The organism is Variovorax sp. KBW07 (assembly GCF_003852515.1).
In the GTDB taxonomy this organism is placed as follows: domain Bacteria; phylum Pseudomonadota; class Gammaproteobacteria; order Burkholderiales; family Burkholderiaceae_C; genus Variovorax.
In genome coordinates this window covers 1-19674 of the sequence record NZ_QAJK01000137.1, presented here as the reverse complement: position 1 = coordinate 19674, position 19674 = coordinate 1, and the positions used below count along the sequence as shown (strand labels likewise).

Genomic DNA, 19674 nt, shown 5'->3' with positions numbered 1-19674 from the left:
CAGGATTGTCGTCGAAGGCCTGCGGCACGGTTTAGCGGGGACTAAACTCGCCGGTCAATGTCCTATTCGCTCATCTTCACCATTGCTTTTGCGGTCGCGCTGGTTGCGGGCCTGCTCGTGAAGTTCTGGCTGGCTTCGCGCCAGGTGCGCCACGTGGCGCAGCACCGCGGCGCCGTACCGGCTGCGTTCGCCCAGACCATCACGCTCGCCGCCCACCAGAAGGCAGCCGACTACACCATCGCCAAGGCGCGTTTCGGCCTTGTCGAAATGGCCTGGAGCGCGGCGCTGCTGCTGGGCTGGACCTTGCTCGGCGGGCTCGACCTGCTCAACAAGCTGCTGCTGGTGTGGATCGGCGGCGGCATGGTGCAGCAACTGGTGCTGCTGGCGGCCTTCGCTGCCATCGGCGGGTTGCTTGAACTGCCTTTCACGCTCTGGCAGACCTTCAGGCTCGAAGAGCGCTTCGGCTTCAACAAGATGACCTGGAAGCTGTGGCTGGCCGACACCGTCAAGTCGACGCTGCTGGGCGCGCTGATCGGGCTGCCGATCGCGGCGCTCATTCTGTGGCTCATGGGCGCGGCCGGCACGCTCTGGTGGCTGTGGGCGTGGGCTGCATGGATGGGCTTCAACCTGCTGCTGATGCTGATCTACCCGACCTTCATTGCCCCGCTCTTCAACAAGTTCAAGCCGCTCGACGACCCGACGCTGAAGGCCCGCGTGACGGCACTGATGAAGCGCTGCGGCTTTGCCGCCAAGGGCCTGTTCGTGATGGACGGCAGTACGCGCAGCGCACACGCCAATGCCTACTTCACCGGCTTCGGCGCCAGCAAGCGCGTGGTGTTCTACGACACGCTGCTGCGCCAGCTCAATGCAGGCGAAGTCGAAGCCGTGCTGGCCCACGAGCTCGGACACTTCAAGCACCGCCACATCGTGAAGCGGCTGATTGCGATGTTCGCGCTCAGCCTTGCGGGCTTTGCACTGCTGGGCTGGGTCTCGACACAGGTGTGGTTCTATACCGGCCTGGGCGTGCAGCCGAACATGTCGCCGGCCGCACCCAACAGCGCATTGGCCCTGTTGCTGTTCATGCTGGCCGTGCCGGTGTTCGGCTTCTTCGTCGCACCGCTGCCGGCCCGCCTGTCGCGCAAGCACGAGTTCGAGGCCGACGCCTATGCCGTGGCCCAGACCAGCGGCGCCGACCTGTCGGCCGCCCTGCTCAAGCTCTACCAGGACAACGCTTCGACGCTCACGCCCGACCCGGTGTTCGTGAAGTTCTACTACTCCCATCCGCCTGCCTCGGAGCGCCTTGCGCGCATGACGGCGGCGTGACCATCGACCGATCAACCTTTTCTTCCCCCGCGAGTCCCCCATGAGCAGCATGTTCAAGCCCAAAGACTGGAAAAACATTCCCCGCAAGGCGCTGAGCGCCACCGAGATCGTCTCGGGCCTGGCCCAGCTCGACGGCTGGAAGCTCACTGGTGACGGCGCCGATGTGGCCATCGAGAAGACCTTCACCTTCGCCAACTACTTCGAGACCATCGCCTTCGTGAATGCGCTGGCTTTCGTGGCGCACACGCAAGACCACCACCCCGACCTGTCGGTGCACTACAACCGCTGCGTGGTGCGCTTCAACACGCACGACGTGGGCGGCCTGTCGGTCACCGATTTCGATTGCGCGCGGCAGGCCAACGCGCTGGTTGAGGGGCCCGCTGCATGACGGAACACGCCCGTGGCTAAGCCGGGCCGCGCCGCCGCCTCTGCAGCCACTGCTGCAAAGACGCTCCACGACGGCCTCGTTGTTGCCAGCCATGGGCGTCACTGCCTTGTAGAAACGCCCACCGGCGAACGGCTGATCTGCCACCCGCGCGGCAAAAAGAGCCAGGCCGTGGTCGGCGACCGCGTGCGCTGGCAGGCCACCGAGGACGAAGGCACCATCGAAGAGGTGCTGCCGCGCCGCAACCTCTTCTACCGGCAGGACGAGATCCGCACCAAGTCGTTCGCGGCCAACCTCGACCACGTGCTGATCCTGATCGCGGCCGAGCCCGAGTTTTCGGAGCACCAGTTGGCGCGTGCATTGATTGCGGCGCAGGCCGAGCGCATCACGCCGATCATCGCGCTCAACAAGAGCGACCTGGTCGAGCCCTTCGGGCGCGCCTGGAACAAGCTGGCGCCCTATCGCCGCATGCATCACGGTGTGTTGCCGCTGTCGCTGAAGGCGTCGGGCGAAGCCGACTACGCCTCGCTGATGAAGCTGCTCGCCGGCAAGTCGACCCTCGTGCTCGGGCCCTCCGGCTCGGGCAAGAGCACGCTGACCAACCTGCTGGTGCCGGGCGCGACCGTGCTGACGCAAGAGATTTCACAGGCGCTGAACTCAGGCAAGCACACGACCACCAGCACCACCTGGTACTGGATCGACGAAGCGCGCACCACCGGCCTGATCGACTCGCCGGGCTTCCAGGAATTCGGCCTGAACCACATCGAGCCGATGCAGCTTGCCGGGCTCATGCCCGACATTGCGGAGCACATGGGCGACTGCAAGTTCTACAACTGCACCCACCTGCACGAGCCGGGCTGCGGCGTGATCGCGAATGTGGCATCGGCCAATGCCACGGAATCGGCGCCGGGCGCCATCAGCGCCAGCCGCTACAAGATCTACGGCGAGCTGTTCGCCGAGCTGAGCCAGAAACGGTATTGAGGCCGGCCGCGCTCAGGCCAACCAGGTGCGGTACGACTTCCAGGTCGGATCGAAGGCAAGGGCCAGCGTGACCGGCAACTCCGACTCTTCCTGAAGCGATTGCGCATGCGCAATGGCAGCCTCCGGGCTGGCCACATGGAAGTGGACGGTGCGAACGCCCTCTTCGAGCACGACGTGCGTGCAGCAGCCCTCGCCGTGCGTCTGCAGCAGCGCGGTGAGCCGGTCTTCGTAGACGCGCGCCTCGTCCAGCTCTTCACCCGATTCGACGGGAATGGCGGCCGAAAGCCGATGCCCCAGGTCCGCACGCCCGAGCAGCGCATTCGCGGCGTCGTTGCGCATGACCACCGCCTCGACCTCGCTGCCGTCCTCGGCCTCGCGCGTGGCGGTCAGGCCCGACCAGTCATGCTCGCCAGCGGGGAACACGCCGGTGTGGCCAAGATCCTCGCGCCAGCATGCGTCGAACAGAGGCACGAATTCATCGAGCGGCACGCCATCGAAATCGGCCTGCGCATCGGCCTCTGCATGATCGACAGGCCCGACCTTCACGGCAAAGTCGTACTCGCCCAGGATGTGGTCAAGCATGATCAGGCTCATGTGGCGCGCGTGGTCCTGCATGTCCATCGGAATGGGCTTGGCAAAGCCGAGTTCCAGCGCCACCTGCCCCCTGTAGGGCTCGTGCTTCACGAGAACGTCCGAGCAGGCGAGTTCGAAGTCGTTCATGCGCATGCTGAAACCTTCGCGCATGCGCTGCCGGAAGGCCTCCACTCGCACCTGGGGCAACGCGGGCGCGCTTTGCACCAGCGCCATGAGGTCCTCGAAATCGTCTTCGGCGCCATGCGCCGTCAGCACCAGCGTGAAGGCCGGCGGATCGCCCAGCACTTCGGCGGCCAGATTCGGAAAGAAGGGCTGCAGCAGCTCGTTCAGCGCCCCTACCAGTTCGTGGCCCGACAGGGCACCCAGGCTCTCGAGCCGTTCGCTCAAGGCTTGCCAGAAGGCTGCGCACGCCACGGCGCGCGGATCGGTGTGAATGGTCGACATCGACAAGCTTCCCTAGAGGATTTCAGGCAAGGGTTTCAGGCAAGAATTTCCTGCAGGCACCGCACCAGCACGCTGCATTGTTCGCGCGTGCCGATGCTGATGCGCAGGTACTCCGCAATGCGCGGCTGCTTGAAATGGCGCACCAGCACCGCGCGCTCGCGCAGCAGCGCCGCCAACTCGGCCGCGTCGCGCCGAGGATGCCGCGCAAACACGAAATTGGCTTGAGAGGGCAGCACTTCGAAACCCAGGTCTTCGAGTTGCAGGCTGAGCCCCTCGCGGGTGTCGGCGATCTTGTCGCAGGTGGTCTTGAACCACGCCTCGTCGCCAAGCGCCGCCACGGCGCCGGCCGAGGCCAGCCTGTCGAGCGGGTACGAATTGAAGCTGTCCTTGACGCGCACCAGCGCATCGATCAGGTGCGCCTGACCGCAGGCAAAACCGACCCGCAGGCCGGCCAGCGCGAACGACTTGGACAGGGTGTGTACCACCAGCAGGTTCGGGTACTTGCCGATCAGCGGCAATGCGCTCTGGCCGCCGAAATCGACATAGGCCTCGTCGACCAGCACCACGCGGTCGGGGCAAGCCTGGAGCAATTGCTCGATGCGCGGCAACGGCAGGCCGATGCCGGTGGGCGCGTTCGGATTCGCGAGCACGATGCCGCCGCAGCCCGACCGGGCCCTGGCCGCGAGGCCATCGACATCGATGCGCAAGCCCTCGTCGACCGGCTGCAGTTCGCAGGCGATGCCGTAGAGCTGGGCGTAGACCTTGTAGAAGCTGTAGCTGACGTCGGGCATCAGCAGCGGCTCGGCCTGCTGGAAGAAAGCGAAGAAGGCGTGCGCGAGCACTTCGTCGGAACCGTTGCCCGCGAAGACCTGGTCGGCCTGCAGGCCATGCCGGCGGGCCACGGCTTCACGCAGCGCGAGCGACGTGGGATCGGGGTAGCGCTCGAGGCCGTTCGCGGCCGCGCGCTGGATCGCTTCGACGGCGTCCGGCGACGGCGGGTACGGGTTCTCGTTGGTGTTGAGCTTGACGAGGTTTGCGATGCGCGGCTGCTCGCCGGGCACGTACGGTTCGAGCGCGCCGATGCGCGGACTCCAGAAGACCGGCACTGCGGTGGTGTTGTCGGACATGGCGTTCCCCTGCGCTTGCCGCTCAGCCGAGCAGGCGAGCGAGGGTGAGCAAGGCCAGCAGCACCATCCACATCACGACCGAGCGCCAGACCAGCCCGACCACGCTGCGCAGATGGCCGGGCTCGGGCTCGCGCCCCGGCGTGCTGCCGCTGTCCGGCGGCCGGCCATCGGCGATGGATTCACCGGCCTGGGCGCGCGACAAAGGGTCGAGCGTCGGGATGGGGCTCAGCGAGCCGCCGCCCAGGCGCACATTCACCGCGCCGGAGGTGGCCGCCAGGATCACGCCGTCGTTCTCGTTCGGGAAACGCCGCGCGTCGTTGCGCCAGCAGTCGATCGCTTCTTCGAAACTGCCGACCACGGCAAAGCCCAGCGCCGTGATGCGCGCGGGCAGCCAGTCGATGGCGTGCCAGGCGCTGTCGGCGGCTTGCTGCACCGACTCGCTCGAGGGCTGCACCGCGGCGCCGTTCTTGTGGGCCCAGTAGCGCGAGACGAATTCGCTCATGCGATAGAACACCGCGCCCGCCGGCCCGAGGCCGATGGCCGCGATCACCGAGAACCAGGCCAGCACGCCGAACACATGGCGATGCGCCGCGATGACCGAATGCTCGATGACGTGGCGCACGATTTCGCTGCGCGGCAGGTCCGCCGCATCGACGCCCTGCCAGTGCGCGAGCAGCGAGCGCGCAAGCGGCTCATCGCCTTCGTCGAGCGCATCACGGATGTCGGTGAAGTGATGGCTGAATTGCCGAAAGCCCAGCGTGACGTAGAGCACCGCAATGCTCCATAGCACCGCGAACGGCAGGCCCAGCGTGAGCACCAGCAGCCAGTGCACACCCAGCGCCACGAGCGTGGGCAGGAACACGGCGAGCCCCCACGCAATCCATCCGTGATGCGGCTTGCCCGCGTCGAAGTTGCGGCTGGTCCAGCGCGTCCACGCCAGAACACTGCCGTACACGGGGTTGCGCGGGCCCAGCGGGCGCACCTGCTCGATCAGCAACGCGCACAGGATGGCAAAGAAGCTCATCCTTCGATGATAGCGAGAGAGCCTGAAGGTTCAGGCCGAATTCAAGCCTGAATCAGGCCCGGTTCAAGCGGCGAGGAAACGATAGAGATTGCGCAGCATGCCGGCGGTCGCACCCCACACGAAGCGCTCGTCGGGTCCGTCCTGGTAGGGCATGGAATACCACTCGCGCTTGCGGCCGTCGGTGGCGCTCACGGCATGGCGGCGATGGTTGGCGGGGTCCATCAACCAGGCCAGCGGCACCTCGAAGGCCTGCGCCACTTCATAGGGGTTGATGGTGAGCTCGAAGTCGGGCCGCACCAGCGCGACCACGGGCGTGACGATGAACGAGGTCACCGTGGTGTAGGTCGGAAGGCTGCCCAGCACCTCGATGAACTGCGCCGAAAGGCCCACCTCTTCCCATGCCTCGCGCAATGCGGCGGCGGCGATGTTGGCGTCTTCGGGGTCGACGCGGCCACCCGGAAACGCCACCTGCCCCGAATGGTTCGACAGGTGCGTGGTGCGCTCGGTCAGCAGCACGGTCGCCCCCTGCGGGCGTTGCACGATCGGCACCAGCACGGCCGCTTGCGCCGGCGCACGGTCGATCATTCGCGGTTCGCGGCGCAGCTCGGGCGTCCACTCCGGAGGCGTGGCAAAGCGTGCACGCAGCGCCTGCGCCGCCAGTTGCGTGGGCGACACCGCCGGCAGACCATCGCTGCCGTCCACCCAGGGCGCCTCGCGCGGATCGAACTGCAGCAGCGTGGGCGGGACCACGGCATTGACGGGTTCGAGGGGCACGGATTGCATGGTGGGGGCGGAGGATGTGGTCAAGAGATGCGTTGGCCGTTCAGGGGGTAGAGGGAGTAGAGCGTAAAAAAGTGACGCTGTCTTTTGTGCGAAGCACCAATGCAAAAAGCCGCCAGAGCGGCGGCTTTTCTTGCACGACAGGCAGGCTGCTTACTTTGCAGCAGCCGTCGACTTGCTCGGCAGCTTTTCCTTGATGCGTGCCGAACGACCGCTGCGTTCGCGCAGGTAGTACAGCTTGGCGCGGCGCACATCGCCACGACGCTTGACTTCGATGCCGGCGATCAGCGGGCTGTAGGTCTGGAACGTACGCTCCACGCCTTCGCCGCTGGAGATCTTGCGCACGGTGAAGCCGCTGTTGAGGCCACGGTTGCGCTTGGCGATCACGACGCCTTCGTAGGCCTGCACGCGCTTGCGGGTGCCTTCGACGACGCTCACGCTGACGATGACCGTGTCACCGGGCATGAAATCGGGGATCTTCTTGCCGAGGCGGGCGATTTCTTCCTGCTCGAGGGTTTCGATGAGGTTCATGATTTCCTGATATTCGATCGTGTCGGGCTACACAAAAGGCGCCGTTGGTTTTGACCACCGGGGTGGAAAAAGGCCAGGCGCGGCCGGGCAGAGGATCGGGGAGCCCGAGATTATAGCTTTTTTTTCAGCGCCGTCTCATCGGCCTTGTCCAGGCGGCCGGCAGCACGGGCTGCGTCGATGAGGTCGGGGCGCCGGGCGGCCGTCATGGCCAGCCGTTGGTCGCGGCGCCAGCGCTCGATCTGCGCGTGGTGGCCCGAGAGCAGCGGCGCTGGAACGCCCTGCCCGTTCCACTGCTCGGGTCGCGTGTAGTGCGGGCAATCGAGCAGGCCGTCGAGCGCGGGATTGAAGCTGTCTTGTACGTGACTGGCCTCGTCGCCGAGCACGCCGGGCTGCAGCCGGGCCACGGCATCGAGCAGCGCCATGGCGGCGATCTCGCCGCCGGAGAGCACGAAATCGCCAAGGCTGATCTGGTGGGTGACGCGCGCGTCGATGAAGCGCTGGTCGATGCCTTCATAGCGGCCGCACACCAGCACCGCGCCCTCGCTGGCCGACCACTTTTCGACCGCCTCGTGGCGCAGCGCCTCGCCGATGGGCGAAAACAGCACGACCGGCGCCTGCGCCCCGCGCGCGGCCAACGCCGCATCGAGACAAGCGGTGAGCGGCTCGGCCATCATGACCATGCCGGGGCCGCCGCCGAAGGGACGGTCGTCCACGCGCTTGTAGTTGCCCTGCGCAAAATCGCGCGGATTCCACAGCACGACCTCGACCTGCTTCGATTCGTAGGCACGGCGCGTCACGCCGCTGGCCATGAAAGGCGCGAACAGTTCGGGAAACAGCGTGAGGACGTCGAAGCGCATGCGCGCAATGCCCTTAATGCCCTTTGGGGCGGAATCAGTAATCGGGTTGCCAGTCGACCGTGATGAGCCGGCCGGGCAGGTCGACCTTGTCGACGAAGACCGAGACGAAGGGCACCATGCGTTCGATGGCCTTGCCGTCTTCTTCGGCCGCCAGCACCAGCGTGGTCTGCGGGCCGGTGGCGAGCAACTCGCGCACGGTGCCGAGCACCACGCCTTCGCGGTTGACGACCGACAGGCCGATCAGGTCGACCCAGTAGTACTCGTCGACGCTGGCCGTGGGAAAGCTCGAGCGCGGCACGAAGATGCGCGCGCCGCGCAGAGCCTCGGCCGCATTGCGGTCAGGCACGTCTTCGGACGAAGCGACGATGCTGTCGGAATGTTCTTTGGCTTCGCGGATCGCGAGCCGGAAAGCGGTGTTCGCAGCAGCTCCGGGAGCCTGCAGGAACCAGCGCTTGGAAGAAAAAAGCGCCTCGGGTTGGGCGCTGTGGGGCAGGACCTTGAACCAGCCCTTGATGCCCCATGCATCGGCGATGCGCCCCACCTCGATCGCATCCGCCGGCAATTCGGCGGCTTCGAGTGTCGGCAACATCGCCGTGCTGGACGGCTTAGGCCGCCGCCTTGGGGGCTGCGGCTGCAGCTTGCTTGATCAGGCGCAGGACCGTGGGCGAGGCTTGCGCGCCAACGCTCTTCCAGTAGGTCAGGCGGTCTTGAGCAATGCGGATGCTTTCTTCGTTTTCCTTGGCGGTCGGGTTGTAGAAACCCAGGCGCTCGATGAAACGGCCATCGCGGCGAACACGCTTGTCCGACACGACGATGTTGAAGAAAGGACGGCCTTTGGAGCCGCCGCGGGAAAGTCGAATGACGACCATGATTTATCCTTGGGTGGTCAGCGAGCCAGTTGGATGAGAAAGAGGCCCGCTCACAATGTTCTTCCAGCGTCGAGACACGCGACATGGCCACCCGGCCAGCGACACGCTGAAAAGCCTGCGATTATAGCCCGCTCGGCGATTTCTCCGAATTTTCGGCCCCGCGCCGTCTTTTTTCGTCTCCTTCCGTCTCTTTTCTTCCACCGCATGCCCCTCACCATCCGCCCCAGCCGCGACGAAGACGTTGCAGCCATCACGGCCATCTACGCCCACCACGTGCAGCACGGCACGGGCACTTTCGAGACCGAGGCGCCCTCCGCCGCCGACATGGCCGCCCGCCGCGCCGACGTGCTCGGCAAGAACCTGCCCTACCTGGTCGCGGAAGAAGATGGCCAGGTGCTGGGATTTGCCTACTGCAACTGGTTCAAGCCGCGCCCGGCCTATCGTTTTTCGGCCGAAGACTCGATCTACATGTCGGAGTCAGCACGCGGCAAGGGTCTGGGTGCCAAGCTGCTGGCATCGCTCTCGCAGGCCGCCGAAGCCGTCGGGGTTCGCAAGCTCATCGCGGTGATCGGCGATTCGGCCAACGCCGGCTCGGTCGGCGTGCACCGCAGCCAGGGCTTCACTCACGTAGGTGTACTGAAGGATTGCGGCTGGAAATTCGGAGAATGGCGCGACGTGGTCCTGATGGAAAAGGTGCTTGGCGAAGGCAGCACGACAAAACCCGAATGAAAAACAAAACTACCGCAGCCTGGCTTTCCTTCCTGGGCGGCCCGTTCGGGCTGCACCGCTTCTACCTGCGCGGCATGGGCGACTGGCTCGGCTGGCTGCTGCCCATTCCCACGGCACTGGGCATCTACGGCATCGAGCGCGTGCGCATGTACGGCGTGGACGACGGCCTGAGCTGGGCGCTGATTCCGCTGCTGGGCTTCACCATCGCGGGCTGCGCGCTGATGGCCATCGTCTATGGCCTCATGACGCCGGAGAAGTGGAATGCGCGCTTCAACACGGCCGCACCGGCGGATGCAAAACCGGGGCAGACGAACTGGTTCACCATCGGCGCCGTGGTGCTGTCGCTTTTCTTCGGCAGCACGATCCTGATGGCCAGCATCGTGTTCAGCTTCCAGCGCTACTTCGAGCACCAGATCGAAGAAGGCCGGAAGATCTCGCAGTAAGCCTCGGCGGGCGCCCAGGCCTCAGAACAGCTGCATGCTGATCCAGTAGGCGATCGCGGCCACGAAGGCCGAGGCCGGGATCGTGAAGATCCACGCCCACACGATGTTGCCCGCCACGCCCCAGCGCACCGCACTCGCGCGCTGCGTGGCCCCCACGCCGACGATGGCCCCGGTGATGGTGTGGGTGGTCGACACCGGAATGCCCAGCGCCGTCGCCAGGAACAGCGTCAGCGCGCCGCCCGTCTCGGCGCAGAAACCGCCGACGGGCTTGAGCTTGGTGATTTTCTGGCCCATCGTCTTCACGATGCGCCAGCCGCCGAACATGGTGCCCAGCGCAATCGCGGCGTAGCAGCTGATGATGACCCAGCTCGGCGGCGCCGCGTCAGCAGCCGAGGCGTAGCCGGTTGCAATGAGCAGCATCCAGATGATGCCGATGGTCTTCTGCGCATCATTGCCGCCGTGGCCCAGGCTGTAGGCACCGGCCGAAACCAGCTGCAGCCGCCGGAACCAGCGGTCGACGCGCGAAGGCGTGGCACGCCGGAAGCCCCAGGCCACCACGACCATCATCATCGAGCCCAGCAGGAAGCCCAGCAGCGGCGACACGAAGATGAAGGCCACCGTCTTCCAGATGCCCGAGGCCACCAACCCGCTCGTGCCCGTCTTTGCGATCACAGCGCCCACGATGCCGCCGATCAGCGCATGCGAGGAACTGCTCGGAATGCCGTAGTACCAGGTCACGAGGTTCCAGCTGATGGCGCCAATGAGCGCACCGAACACCACATGCACATCGACCACGCCGGGATGGGCAATGCCCTTGCCCACAGTGGCCGCCACGCTCAGGTGAAAGATGAAGATCGCAATCAGGTTGAAGAAGGCGGCGAACACCACGGCCTGCCCGGGCTTGAGCACGCCGGTGGAAACCACCGTTGCGATCGAATTGGCGGCGTCGTGGAACCCGTTCATGAAGTCGAACAGGATCGCCAGCGCGACCAGCACTATCACCACCCAAAGGGCGACCTGAACCGTTTCCATCAGTCGCTACCCGCTCAGGAGTTCTCGAGGACGATGCCCTCGATGACATTGGCCACGTCCTCGCACTTGTCGGTGATCGTCTCGAGCAGTTCGTAGATCGCCTTGAGCTTGATCACCTCGCGCACATCAGGCTCCTCGCGGAACAGCTTGCTCATGGCGCTGCGCATCACGCGGTCGGCATCGGATTCGAGGCGGTCGATTTCCTCGCAGGTCTTGAGCACCGCCTCGGCCACCGCCGGGTCGGCGATCTTGCCGAGAAACTTGACGGCGTCCTTCAGCCGGTCGCAGCACTTCACGCTCAGGGCCGTGAGGCGCACGATCTCGTCGGTCATGTGGCGCACGTCGTACAGCGCCATGGTTTCCGCCGAGTCCTGGATCAGGTCGGCCACGTCGTCCATCGTGTTGATGAGCTTGTGGATCTGCTCGCGGTCGATGGGCGTGATGAAGGTCTTGTGGATCAGCCGGTTGACGTCGTGCGTCACGCGGTCGGCCGCGCGCTCGGCGTTGTCGACATCGCGGTTGTACTGCTCGCGCAGGTGCACGTCGCTGTAGTTGGCGACCAGTTGCTCGAACGCCCTGGCCGCCTCCACGATGCGCTCGGCGTGCTGGTTGAACATCTCGAAGAAATTGCCCTCGCGGGGCAGCAGCTTGCCGAACATGGAAACTCCTGGGGTGCGCCAATCACAATTTCATGACGCCTTCATGAAAAAACCGGCGAAGTTTAACGGGCGCGCGAGTCCGGTCCGGCCGGACCGGGTTTTCAAAGCCGTTGAAAGGCCCGAAATTCGGGCCGGCAAGCGCGGCGCCGGCTGGTGCCGACGGCCTCTGCGTCGTCAGACGATGCGCTTGACCACCTGGCCCGTGACGCGGGCCAGAGCCGCACGCGGCACCTTGTCGGGCGCAATTTCGGCAAGCGGCTTCAGCACGAAGGCGCGCTCGCGCATGCGGGGGTGCGGCAGGGTCAGCGCCGGCGTGTCGATCACCGAATTGCCGTGCATCAGCAGGTCGAGGTCGAGCGTTCGCGGCGCATTGGGAAAGGGCCGCTCGCGGCCGGCCAGCGTCTCCAGGCGTTGCAACGCCACGAGAAACTGCTCGGCATCCAGGCCGGTGCGCACGGCCACCACGGCATTGATGAAGTCGGGGCCTTCAGCGCCCACCGGCTCGCTGCGATAGAGCGACGAGCGCGCCGTGACCTGGGTGCGCTGCAGCGCACCGATGGCGGCCATGGCGGCCTTCACGGCCGCCTCGGCATCGCCCAGGTTGGCCCCGATGGCGACGAAGGCCTGCACGGTCGGGTAGTCCTCACGCGGACCGCGTGGGCGGCGCACCGGGGCACCGGCGGGCGCGCGGCGCGCGGGCGGGCCGCTCCTGGCACCGGCCGACGACGAGGCGGGCTTGCTGCCGGCGCCGCCAGCGCGAGGCGCCGCGGGCTTCTTGCCGGCGGTTGCCTTGGCCGCAGTTGTCTTGGCCGCGGGGCTCTTCTTGCCGTCCTTCGGCCGGTCAGGCGTGCTCATTCGCCCGCAGCGTTGCCGCCACCCTCGCCACCGCCACTACCGCCCGCGGGACGCGGCTTGCGGCGGCGCCGGCGCTTGCGCGGCGCTGCGACCTCGCCATCGGGCGGCACGGCGCCGGCTTCGACTTCAACCTCGTCGTCCGACTCGGCATCGTCGTTACGGCGGGGGGCCGGCTCGTGGCGAGCCCTGGCCGGTGCGGGTGCCGGCGCGGGGTCGCGCACCCGCACGCGCTGGCGCACCTTCTGTTCTTCGCGTACCTGCTCCAGCAAGTCCTGGCGGCGCAGGTCGTCCGCCGTGCTGAACTCCTGCCACCATTCGGCAATGGCTTCGCCGACCTCGCCCACGTCGGCACGCAGCCGCATGAAGTCGAAGGCGGCGCGAAAGCGCGCCTGCTCGACCAGGCTGTAGGGCGTGGAGCCGGTGCGCTTGTCGAAGCGCGGCTGCATCATCCAGATCTCGCGCATGTCGGCGGCCAGCTTGCCGCGGCCCGACACGTCGCCGATGCGTGAATTGAACACGTCGTCGATGGCGTCCTGCAGTGCCGGGAACGGCGCCTGCGGACGCTGGCCGCGCTGGCCTTCCTGGCGCTGGGCCCAGCCGTCGCGCACGTCGGCCCACAGCACGCAGGCCAGCAGGAAGCTCGGCGCCACCGGCTTGCCCTCGCCCACGCGGCGATCGGTGTCTTGCAGGGCGGCCTTCACGAAGGGCTGGTCGGCACGCTCCACCACCACGTCGAGCAGCGGGTAGATGCCCTTGGCCAGCCCGAGCTTGTTCAGCTGCTCGACCGTGGCAATGGCATGGCCGGTCTGCAACAACTTGAGCATTTCGTCGAACAGGCGACTCTGCGGCACATCGGCCAGCAGCTTGCTCGATTCGATCAGCGGCGCCGCCGTCTTGGCTTCCATCTTGAAGCCGAGGGCCGCGAGCTTGGCCGAGAAGCGAATGGCGCGAATGATGCGCACCGGGTCTTCGCGGTAGCGCGTGGCCGGGTCGCCGATCATGCGCAGCGTGAGCTTCTGGGCGTCCTTGATGCCGTTGTGATAGTCGACCACCACCTGGTTGGCCGGGTCGTAGTACATGGCGTTGACGGTGAAGTCGCGGCGCGCCGCGTCTTCTTCCTGCGGGCCCCAGACGTTGTCGCGCAGCACGCGGCCGCTGGCATCGACGGCGTGCTTCATGCTGGCCAGCTCGCCCTTGCTGGTGCGCTCGTTGCCGGCCACCTGCTCGGCGGCGGCGTTGTCCATGTAGGCGCGGAAGGTCGAGACCTCGATCACTTCATGCTCGCGGCCACGGCCGTACACCACGTGCACGATGCGAAAACGCCGGCCGATGATGAAGGCGCGGCGAAACAGCGACTTGACCTGCTCGGGCGTGGCATTGGTGGCCACGTCGAAATCTTTCGGGCGCAGCCCCAGCAGCAGGTCGCGCACCGCGCCGCCCACCACGTAAGCCTCGTAGCCCGCCTGCTGCAGCGTCGTGACCACGTTCTTCGCACGTTCGTCGACCAGGGCCGGATCGATCTTGTGAACCTCTGCCGGCACCTCCTGGCGCTTGCCGAAGCGGCTCTTGCCCTGCGTGCCGCCGGCGGTCTTGCCGAGCAGCTTGTCGATGAATTTCTTGATCATTGTTGGTTGGAAGCCTTGTTCGCTCTTTTATTCGTTCTCGAGCATGGAGCGGATCAACGGAATGGTGATCGCGCGTTGCGTCTGCAAGGCATAGCCGTCGAGCTGCGTGAGCAGCTCCATCAGGCTGCCGAGGTCGCGGCTGAAACGGTGCAGCATGTAGTCGAGCACGTCGTCGGACAGCATCACGCCGCGCGCATCGGCGGCCTGGCGCAGCACCGCGCGGCGTTCGCTTTCGCTCAGCACCTGCAGATGGAAGACATGGCCCCAGCCGAGGCGGGTGCGCAGGTCTTCGCGCAGCGGCAGGTCGGCCGGCGGCAAGGCGCCCGCGCCCACCACGCCGCGCTGCAGCGTCTGGGCGTTGACGAACCAGTTGAAGGCCGCGTGCTGTTGCACGGCGGTGTAGAGGTGCACGTCGTCGAGCAGGACGGCGCCCCAGCGCTCGTCGAACTCAGGAGGCTCCAGCAGGCCGGCGTGGAGCCAGCCCACGCTGGCGCCCTGCTCGCGCAGTGCGACACGCACCGATTCGAGCAGATGGGTCTTGCCACTGCCGCTTTCGCCCCAAAGATAGGTCGGCACCGGCGAGTGCAGCACAGGGCTGCCGGCGCTGCCCGCCCACAGTTGCAGGTGTCGCAGTGCCGCCTCGTTGGGGCCGGCAAAAAAGGCGTCGAAGCTGGGGCCCGTCGCAATGCCGATATCGAGCGCGAGCTGTTTCATCCCGGGAAGGTTCATGGAGGGGGCCGCTGGGGCCCTTAAAATCGTGAGGAATTCTATCGGCCCGGCCGCCTCGGTTACCGGCGCCGCCCCTTCGCCCTCTGTTCGCCCCCTTCTCGACCCCGACCGCCCATGACTTCCCCCACGCCTACCCCGCTCAGCTACAAGGACGCCGGTGTCGATATCGATGCCGGAGACGCCCTGATCGACCGCATCAAGCCGCTGGCCAAGAAGACCCTGCGCGAAGGCGTGCTGGCCGGCATCGGCGGTTTCGGCGCCCTGTTCGAGGTGCCCAAGCGCTACAAGGAACCGGTCCTGGTGAGCGGCACCGACGGCGTGGGCACCAAGCTCAAGCTGGCTTTCGAATGGAACATGCACGACACCGTCGGCATCGACCTGGTGGCCATGAGCGTCAACGACGTGCTGGTGCAAGGCGCCGAGCCCCTGTTCTTTCTCGACTATTTCGCCTGCGGCAAGCTGGACGTGGACACCGCCGCCGCGGTGATCGGCGGCATCGCCCGCGGCTGCGAGCTCTCGGGCTGCGCGCTCATCGGCGGCGAAACCGCTGAAATGCCCGGCATGTACCCGGCCGGCGAATACGACCTGGCCGGCTTTGCGGTCGGCGCGGTCGAAAAAGCAAAAATTCTCACTGGCCAGAACGTCAAGCCCGGCGACGTGGTGCTGGGCCTGGCCTCGGCCGGCGTGCATTCCAACGGCTTCAGCCTGGTGCGCAAGGTGATCGAACGCGCAGGCGCCGACCTGCCCGCCACCCTCGACGGCAAGCCCTTCCGCGAAGCCGTGATGGAGCCCACCCACCTGTACGTGAAGCCGGTGCTCGAAGCCCTGGCCAAGCACCCGATCAAGGCGCTGGCCCACATCACCGGTGGCGGCCTGCTCGAGAACATTCCGCGCGTGCTGCCCGAAGGCACGGCCGCCCACCTCAAGAAGGGCAGTTGGCCGCAGACCGAGCTGTTCGCCTGGCTGCAGAAGGTGGCCGGCATCGACGACATCGAAATGAACCGCACCTTCAACAACGGCATCGGCATGGTCGTGGTCCTCGACGCAGCCGAAGCCGCCGCCTGCGCCGCCACCCTGCGCGCCGCCGGCGAAAAGGTGCACGAGATCGGCGTGATCGCCGCGCGCGGCGACGGCGCTGCCGTGGTCGTCGGCTGACCGGCACCCGCGCCCACCCTTCCCCATCAAGCAAAGCCCTCGAACCCGGATGGCAAAGCCGCTGCCTGCTGCTCCCGACGCTCCCGTCACCGTCCGGCCCCAGGCCGCCTCCCGAAACGTGGTGCTGGCCAGCTACCTGCTGATGCCGGCCGCGCTGCTGCTGGTGATGTGGCAGCACCTGCTGCCGGGCCTGCTGTGCGTTTGCATCGGCTTTCTTGCCACGCGCTGGTTCGCCCGCCAGCTGGAGCGGCTCTTGTCGCGCTCCAGGTTCCTGCGCAGCCGGGCCCACGGGCTGGCCGGCGTGCTGGCGTTCGTGCTGGTGCTGGTGGGACCGATCGCGCTGGTGACCGTCGGGCTGTCGCAGGCACGCGAATACATCATCGACGCACCCGACCAGTACCGCGAACTGCTCGATTTCACGGCCCGCACGGTGCTCGAACTGCGCCTGAAGCTGCCGCCCGACATTGCCGTGTTCTTGCCCGAAGGCGCCGCCGAAGTACAGCGCGTGGTGGCCAACTACCTGCGCGCGCAGGCCGGTTCGCTGGCCATGGCGGGCCGCGCCTGGCTGGGCGCGCTGCTGTTCGCCTACGTGGGCCTGATCGTCGGCGGGCTGGCCGCCATTGCCCCGGCGCCGGCCCAGCGCCGACCGCTGGCCGAGCAACTGCACCGTCGCGTGACCATCTTCGGCGAGGCCTTCGGCCAGATCGTGGCGGCCCAGTTCTGGATTGCCGCGTTCAACACGCTGCTGACCGCCATCTTCCTGCTGTTCCTGATGCCGATGTGGGGCCTGAGCCTGCCCTACACGCCGGCACTGATCACCCTGACCTTCGTGGCCGGGCTGGTGCCCATCGTGGGCAACCTGGTCTGCAATTCCGTGATCACGCTGGTGGCGCTGTCGGTGTCGCCGGTCACCGCGCTGGCCTGCCTGGCGTTCCTGATCCTGATCCACAAGGCCGAATACGTGATCAACGCCAAGGTGGTCGGCAGCCGCACCAAGATGAGCGTGTGGGAACTGCTCGCCGTGATGTTCGTCGCCGAGGCGGTGTTCGGGCCGGCCGGGCTGGTGGCGGCGCCGCTGTTCTACGCCTACCTGAAGAAAGAGCTGCAGGCGGCAGCCCTGGTCTAGCCTTTAAGGCGCAAGGTGGCGGCGGGTCGGGGCGCGATGTCCTGATCTGATCGATTCTGGTCCGCTCCCGAACGGACCGCGGGCTGGCGGCCCAGAAGAATAGGCGGCATCATCCACCCCGCTCCCGCGAGCCCGCCACGCCATGAAAACCTGTCTGATTGTGATTGACGCCCAGGCGTCGTTCCGCCAGCGCCCGTACTGGGACGAGCGCCAGGCCGCGCCCTACCTCGCCGCGCAGAACGCGCTCATCGCAGGCTGCGCCGCCGCCGGCACGCCGATCGTGCGGGTCTTCCACGTCGACGAACCCTCCGACGCCAGCAACCCCTTCGCGGTCGAATCGGGCCACGTCCGCCCCATCGAGGGACTGGCCAATTTCGAGGCCGCGGCCACCTTCACCAAGCACCGCCACAGCGCGCTGGTGAACAGCGGGCTCGACATCTGGCTCACGCAGCAGGGCATCGGCCGGCTGATCGTCAGCGGCATCCGCACCGAGCAATGCTGCGAAACCACCACGCGCCACGCCTCGGACCTGGGCTGGGAGGTCGACTACGTGACCGACGCCACGCTGACCTTCGACATGACGCAGCCCGACGGCCGGCCACTCGCCGCCGCCGACATCAAGGCCCGCACAGCCACCGTGCTCCACGGCCGCTTCGCGACCGTCTGCAGCGTGGCGCAGGCGCTGGAACGCGCTGCTGCTGCAACGGGGACGGGGACGGTGACGGCATGAGCCCAAAGAGCCTGCGCGTACTGATCCTGGCCTACGACGGTGTCGAGGCCCTCGACTTCGCCGGCCCCTTCGAGGTGTTCACCACCGCCAGCCGCGTCGCCCAGCGAATGCAGCCCGACGCCGCCGCACCGTTCGAGGTCGCCTCGGTCGCGCAGACCTCGCCCGTTCAAGCGCGTGCCGGCCTGCGCCTGCTGGCCGATCACACGCTCCAAGACAGCCCGAAGGCCGACGTGCTGGTCGTTCCCGGTGGCGTGATCGATGCCCCCATGGCCAGCCCCGACACCTTGCACTGGATTGCCGACAGCGCAGCCGGCGCGCAGCTCGTCGCTTCGGTCTGCACCGGCGCCTTCCTGCTCGCGAAAAGCGGCGTGGTCACGCGCGATGCGGTCACCACGCACTGGGAAGACATCGCCGACCTGCGCGCGCAGTTTCCGCAACTCGACGTGCGCGAAGGCGTGCGCTGGGTCGACAACGGCCGCATCGTCAGTTCGGCCGGGATCAGCGCCGGCATCGACATGAGCCTGCACATCGTCGAGCGCCTGGCCGGGCGCGAGCTGGCCGAACGCACCGCCCGCCAGATGGACTACGCATGGACCCGGAACAACACCAGCACCACCAGCACCAGCCACCCATCCGCGTAGTCTTCGCGCTGCTCCCCGACAGCCTGGTGCTCGACTGGGCCGGCCCCGCCGAGGCCTTGCGCATCGCCAACCAGCGACTGCGCGCGATGGGCCAACCCGAGCGCTTCGCGATCGAGTTCGCGAGCCCGCGCCCGACCTCCCTCAGCTCGGTCGGCGTCACCCTCGCCGGGCTGGCACCGCTGCCGACGCAGTGGAGCGGCGGCCCGGCCTGGGTGGTGCTGGTCGGCCTGCCCGGCAACGCCATCGCGACCGACACGCCCGAAGCACAAGACCTGCTGCACTGGCTGCGCGGCCTGCGCTTCGAGCGCGGCCGGCTGGAGTTGGTGACGGTCTGCGCTGGCGCCGTGCTGGCCGCCCATGCAGGCGCGCTCGCGGGCCGGCGCGCCACCACGCATCACCATCACCTGGAAGAACTGCGCGCGGTGGAGCCGCGTTGCGACGTGGTGGCCAACCGGGTGTTCGTGATCGACCCGCCGCTCTACAGCAGCGCGGGCGTCACGACGGGCATTGACCTGATCCTGCATCGCATCGCCGAGATCTGCGGCGAAGCGCTGGCGGCCCAGGTGGCGCAAACGATGGTGGTGGCGTTGCGCCGAGGGCCGCACGACCCGGAGCTGTCGCCGTTTCTCGCCTACCGGAACCATCTGCACGCAGCACTGCATCGCGTACAGGACGCGGTGAGCGAACAACCGCAAGCCGACTGGAGCGTGCCGCGCATGGCGGAGGTGGCGCACACGTCGGCGCGGCATCTGACGCGGCTGTTCGTGGAACATGCGGGCGTGGCGCCGTTGGCGTATTTGCGTCGGCTGCGATTGGCGGCGGCACAACTCGCGCTGGCTTCGGGCGCGAACGTCACGCGGGCGGCGGAGTTGTCGGGCTTCGGTTCGGACACGCAGCTGCGTCGCGCGTGGCACCAGTTCGGGTTGCCTGGGTCGCCGTCTGAAGCGAACGCGCCTTTGAAGACTTAGCTGTGGCTCGGGTTGTTCGAAGGAGATAGCTTCTTGGCGCGTGCACAGGACACCGGGTACTTCCCTC

At 67.0% G+C, this 19674-nt stretch carries 23 protein-coding genes; 10 read left to right on the top strand and 13 right to left on the bottom strand.

Annotated features, from left to right (window positions below; translation table 11 throughout):
• The first annotated feature begins 57 nt into the window (after positions 1-57).
• From DBV14_RS25585 to rsgA, 3 genes are read left to right on the top strand one after another with little or no spacing between them, the layout of a single operon-like run.
• The gene (locus DBV14_RS25585) at positions 58-1323 is read left to right on the top strand and encodes a M48 family metallopeptidase (protein WP_124463425.1); all 1266 of its coding nucleotides are present in this window, start codon (positions 58-60) and stop codon (positions 1321-1323) included.
• Between the two features lie 40 nt (positions 1324-1363).
• A complete protein-coding gene (locus DBV14_RS25580) occupies positions 1364-1711 on the top strand; it encodes a 4a-hydroxytetrahydrobiopterin dehydratase (protein ID WP_124463423.1) in 348 nt (115 codons plus the stop codon).
• Positions 1712-1723: 12 nt separating this feature from the next.
• A complete protein-coding gene (gene rsgA / locus DBV14_RS25575) occupies positions 1724-2689 on the top strand; it encodes a ribosome small subunit-dependent GTPase A (protein WP_124463421.1) in 966 nt (321 codons plus the stop codon).
• Positions 2690-2701: 12 nt separating this feature from the next.
• On the opposite strand, the gene DBV14_RS25570 is transcribed toward rsgA, so the two are convergent.
• From DBV14_RS25570 to rpsP, 8 genes are all read right to left on the bottom strand, one after another.
• A complete protein-coding gene (locus DBV14_RS25570; RefSeq protein WP_124463419.1) occupies positions 2702-3727 on the bottom strand; it encodes a hypothetical protein in 1026 nt (341 codons plus the stop codon).
• Positions 3728-3762: 35 nt separating this feature from the next.
• Positions 3763-4854 (bottom strand): histidinol-phosphate transaminase, encoded by a 1092-nt coding sequence (gene hisC, locus DBV14_RS25565; RefSeq protein ID WP_124463416.1) that lies wholly within the window; start codon positions 4852-4854, stop codon positions 3763-3765.
• A gap of 22 nt (positions 4855-4876) precedes the next feature.
• Positions 4877-5878, bottom strand: a complete 1002-nt coding sequence (locus tag DBV14_RS25560; RefSeq protein ID WP_124463414.1) for a CobD/CbiB family protein — start codon at positions 5876-5878, stop codon at positions 4877-4879.
• 63 nt (positions 5879-5941) lie between these two features.
• Positions 5942-6661 (bottom strand): CoA pyrophosphatase, encoded by a 720-nt coding sequence (locus DBV14_RS25555; protein ID WP_124463412.1) that lies wholly within the window; start codon positions 6659-6661, stop codon positions 5942-5944.
• A 150-nt stretch (positions 6662-6811) separates the two neighbouring features.
• Entirely contained in the window at positions 6812-7189 is a 378-nt protein-coding gene (gene rplS, locus DBV14_RS25550) for a 50S ribosomal protein L19 (RefSeq protein ID WP_124463410.1), read from the bottom strand.
• A 110-nt stretch (positions 7190-7299) separates the two neighbouring features.
• The gene (gene trmD, locus DBV14_RS25545) at positions 7300-8046 is read right to left on the bottom strand and encodes a tRNA (guanosine(37)-N1)-methyltransferase TrmD (RefSeq protein WP_124463408.1); all 747 of its coding nucleotides are present in this window, start codon (positions 8044-8046) and stop codon (positions 7300-7302) included.
• Positions 8047-8080: 34 nt separating this feature from the next.
• Positions 8081-8635 (bottom strand): ribosome maturation factor RimM, encoded by a 555-nt coding sequence (gene rimM / locus DBV14_RS25540; RefSeq protein ID WP_124463407.1) that lies wholly within the window; start codon positions 8633-8635, stop codon positions 8081-8083.
• Positions 8636-8651: 16 nt separating this feature from the next.
• Positions 8652-8915, bottom strand: coding sequence for a 30S ribosomal protein S16 (rpsP, locus tag DBV14_RS25535; protein WP_013540078.1), 264 nt, complete (start codon positions 8913-8915; stop codon positions 8652-8654).
• A 204-nt stretch (positions 8916-9119) separates the two neighbouring features.
• On the opposite strand from rpsP, the gene DBV14_RS25530 reads away from it, so the two are divergent.
• Together DBV14_RS25530 and DBV14_RS25525 are read left to right on the top strand one after the other, a co-directional pair.
• A complete protein-coding gene (locus tag DBV14_RS25530; RefSeq protein WP_124463405.1) occupies positions 9120-9644 on the top strand; it encodes a GNAT family N-acetyltransferase in 525 nt (174 codons plus the stop codon).
• Positions 9641-10087: an NINE protein gene (locus tag DBV14_RS25525; protein ID WP_124463403.1), complete on the top strand. Its 447-nt coding sequence runs from the start codon at positions 9641-9643 to the stop codon at positions 10085-10087. The genes DBV14_RS25530 and DBV14_RS25525 overlap by 4 nt, the downstream gene beginning before the upstream one ends.
• Positions 10088-10108: 21 nt before the next feature.
• Here DBV14_RS25525 and DBV14_RS25520 read toward each other — a convergent pair whose 3' ends face one another.
• From DBV14_RS25520 to hda, 5 genes are all read right to left on the bottom strand, one after another.
• Positions 10109-11119 carry an inorganic phosphate transporter gene (locus DBV14_RS25520; protein ID WP_124463401.1) on the bottom strand — a complete coding sequence of 337 codons (1011 nt, stop codon included), beginning with the start codon at positions 11117-11119 and terminating at the stop codon, positions 10109-10111.
• Positions 11120-11133: 14 nt separating this feature from the next.
• Positions 11134-11778, bottom strand: coding sequence for a DUF47 domain-containing protein (locus DBV14_RS25515; protein ID WP_124463399.1), 645 nt, complete (start codon positions 11776-11778; stop codon positions 11134-11136).
• A 174-nt stretch (positions 11779-11952) separates the two neighbouring features.
• Entirely contained in the window at positions 11953-12633 is a 681-nt protein-coding gene (gene folK / locus DBV14_RS25510; RefSeq protein WP_124463397.1) for a 2-amino-4-hydroxy-6-hydroxymethyldihydropteridine diphosphokinase, read from the bottom strand.
• A complete protein-coding gene (pcnB, locus tag DBV14_RS25505; RefSeq protein ID WP_124463395.1) occupies positions 12630-14258 on the bottom strand; it encodes a polynucleotide adenylyltransferase PcnB in 1629 nt (542 codons plus the stop codon). The genes folK and pcnB overlap by 4 nt, the downstream gene beginning before the upstream one ends.
• A gap of 27 nt (positions 14259-14285) precedes the next feature.
• Positions 14286-14972: a DnaA regulatory inactivator Hda gene (gene hda / locus DBV14_RS25500; RefSeq protein WP_311732865.1), complete on the bottom strand. Its 687-nt coding sequence runs from the start codon at positions 14970-14972 to the stop codon at positions 14286-14288.
• Between the two features lie 129 nt (positions 14973-15101).
• Here hda and purM point away from each other — a divergent pair, with 129 nt between their 5' ends.
• The 5 genes from purM (at position 15102) to DBV14_RS25475 (ending at position 19607) form a co-directional block, all read left to right on the top strand.
• Positions 15102-16142 carry a phosphoribosylformylglycinamidine cyclo-ligase gene (gene purM, locus DBV14_RS25495; RefSeq protein ID WP_124463391.1) on the top strand — a complete coding sequence of 347 codons (1041 nt, stop codon included), beginning with the start codon at positions 15102-15104 and terminating at the stop codon, positions 16140-16142.
• Between the two features lie 49 nt (positions 16143-16191).
• A complete protein-coding gene (locus tag DBV14_RS25490; protein WP_124463388.1) occupies positions 16192-17268 on the top strand; it encodes an AI-2E family transporter in 1077 nt (358 codons plus the stop codon).
• A 142-nt stretch (positions 17269-17410) separates the two neighbouring features.
• The gene (locus tag DBV14_RS25485) at positions 17411-17998 is read left to right on the top strand and encodes a cysteine hydrolase family protein (protein WP_124463385.1); all 588 of its coding nucleotides are present in this window, start codon (positions 17411-17413) and stop codon (positions 17996-17998) included.
• Entirely contained in the window at positions 17995-18639 is a 645-nt protein-coding gene (locus tag DBV14_RS25480; RefSeq protein WP_124463383.1) for a DJ-1/PfpI family protein, read from the top strand. Before DBV14_RS25485 ends, DBV14_RS25480 begins: the two co-directional genes overlap by 4 nt.
• The gene (locus DBV14_RS25475) at positions 18588-19607 is read left to right on the top strand and encodes a GlxA family transcriptional regulator (protein ID WP_124463380.1); all 1020 of its coding nucleotides are present in this window, start codon (positions 18588-18590) and stop codon (positions 19605-19607) included. Before DBV14_RS25480 ends, DBV14_RS25475 begins: the two co-directional genes overlap by 52 nt.
• Positions 19608-19674 lie beyond the last annotated feature (67 nt).

Bases quoted from the DNA above. Each gene is read 5' to 3' on its own strand.
- DBV14_RS25555 (WP_124463412.1), bottom strand. From the start codon at position 6,661: ATGCAATCCGTGCCCCTCGAACCCGTCAATGCCGTGGTCCCGCCCACG.
- trmD (WP_124463408.1), bottom strand. From the start codon at position 8,046: ATGCGCTTCGACGTCCTCACGCTGTTTCCCGAACTGTTCGCGCCTTTC.
- DBV14_RS25515 (WP_124463399.1), bottom strand. From the start codon at position 11,778: ATGTTCGGCAAGCTGCTGCCCCGCGAGGGCAATTTCTTCGAGATGTTC.
- DBV14_RS25485 (WP_124463385.1), top strand. From the start codon at position 17,411: ATGAAAACCTGTCTGATTGTGATTGACGCCCAGGCGTCGTTCCGCCAG.
- purM (WP_124463391.1), top strand. From the start codon at position 15,102: ATGACTTCCCCCACGCCTACCCCGCTCAGCTACAAGGACGCCGGTGTC.
- DBV14_RS25585 (WP_124463425.1), top strand. From the start codon at position 58: ATGTCCTATTCGCTCATCTTCACCATTGCTTTTGCGGTCGCGCTGGTT.
- DBV14_RS25490 (WP_124463388.1), top strand. From the start codon at position 16,192: ATGGCAAAGCCGCTGCCTGCTGCTCCCGACGCTCCCGTCACCGTCCGG.
- DBV14_RS25475 (WP_124463380.1), top strand. From the start codon at position 18,588: ATGGACCCGGAACAACACCAGCACCACCAGCACCAGCCACCCATCCGC.
- pcnB (WP_124463395.1), bottom strand. From the start codon at position 14,258: ATGATCAAGAAATTCATCGACAAGCTGCTCGGCAAGACCGCCGGCGGC.
- rpsP (WP_013540078.1), bottom strand. From the start codon at position 8,915: ATGGTCGTCATTCGACTTTCCCGCGGCGGCTCCAAAGGCCGTCCTTTC.
- DBV14_RS25525 (WP_124463403.1), top strand. From the start codon at position 9,641: ATGAAAAACAAAACTACCGCAGCCTGGCTTTCCTTCCTGGGCGGCCCG.
- DBV14_RS25560 (WP_124463414.1), bottom strand. From the start codon at position 5,878: ATGAGCTTCTTTGCCATCCTGTGCGCGTTGCTGATCGAGCAGGTGCGC.
- rplS (WP_124463410.1), bottom strand. From the start codon at position 7,189: ATGAACCTCATCGAAACCCTCGAGCAGGAAGAAATCGCCCGCCTCGGC.
- hda (WP_311732865.1), bottom strand. From the start codon at position 14,972: ATGAAACAGCTCGCGCTCGATATCGGCATTGCGACGGGCCCCAGCTTC.
- DBV14_RS25480 (WP_124463383.1), top strand. From the start codon at position 17,995: ATGAGCCCAAAGAGCCTGCGCGTACTGATCCTGGCCTACGACGGTGTC.
- hisC (WP_124463416.1), bottom strand. From the start codon at position 4,854: ATGTCCGACAACACCACCGCAGTGCCGGTCTTCTGGAGTCCGCGCATC.
- DBV14_RS25520 (WP_124463401.1), bottom strand. From the start codon at position 11,119: ATGGAAACGGTTCAGGTCGCCCTTTGGGTGGTGATAGTGCTGGTCGCG.
- rimM (WP_124463407.1), bottom strand. From the start codon at position 8,635: ATGTTGCCGACACTCGAAGCCGCCGAATTGCCGGCGGATGCGATCGAG.
- folK (WP_124463397.1), bottom strand. From the start codon at position 12,633: ATGAGCACGCCTGACCGGCCGAAGGACGGCAAGAAGAGCCCCGCGGCC.
- DBV14_RS25570 (WP_124463419.1), bottom strand. From the start codon at position 3,727: ATGTCGACCATTCACACCGATCCGCGCGCCGTGGCGTGCGCAGCCTTC.
- DBV14_RS25580 (WP_124463423.1), top strand. From the start codon at position 1,364: ATGAGCAGCATGTTCAAGCCCAAAGACTGGAAAAACATTCCCCGCAAG.
- DBV14_RS25530 (WP_124463405.1), top strand. From the start codon at position 9,120: ATGCCCCTCACCATCCGCCCCAGCCGCGACGAAGACGTTGCAGCCATC.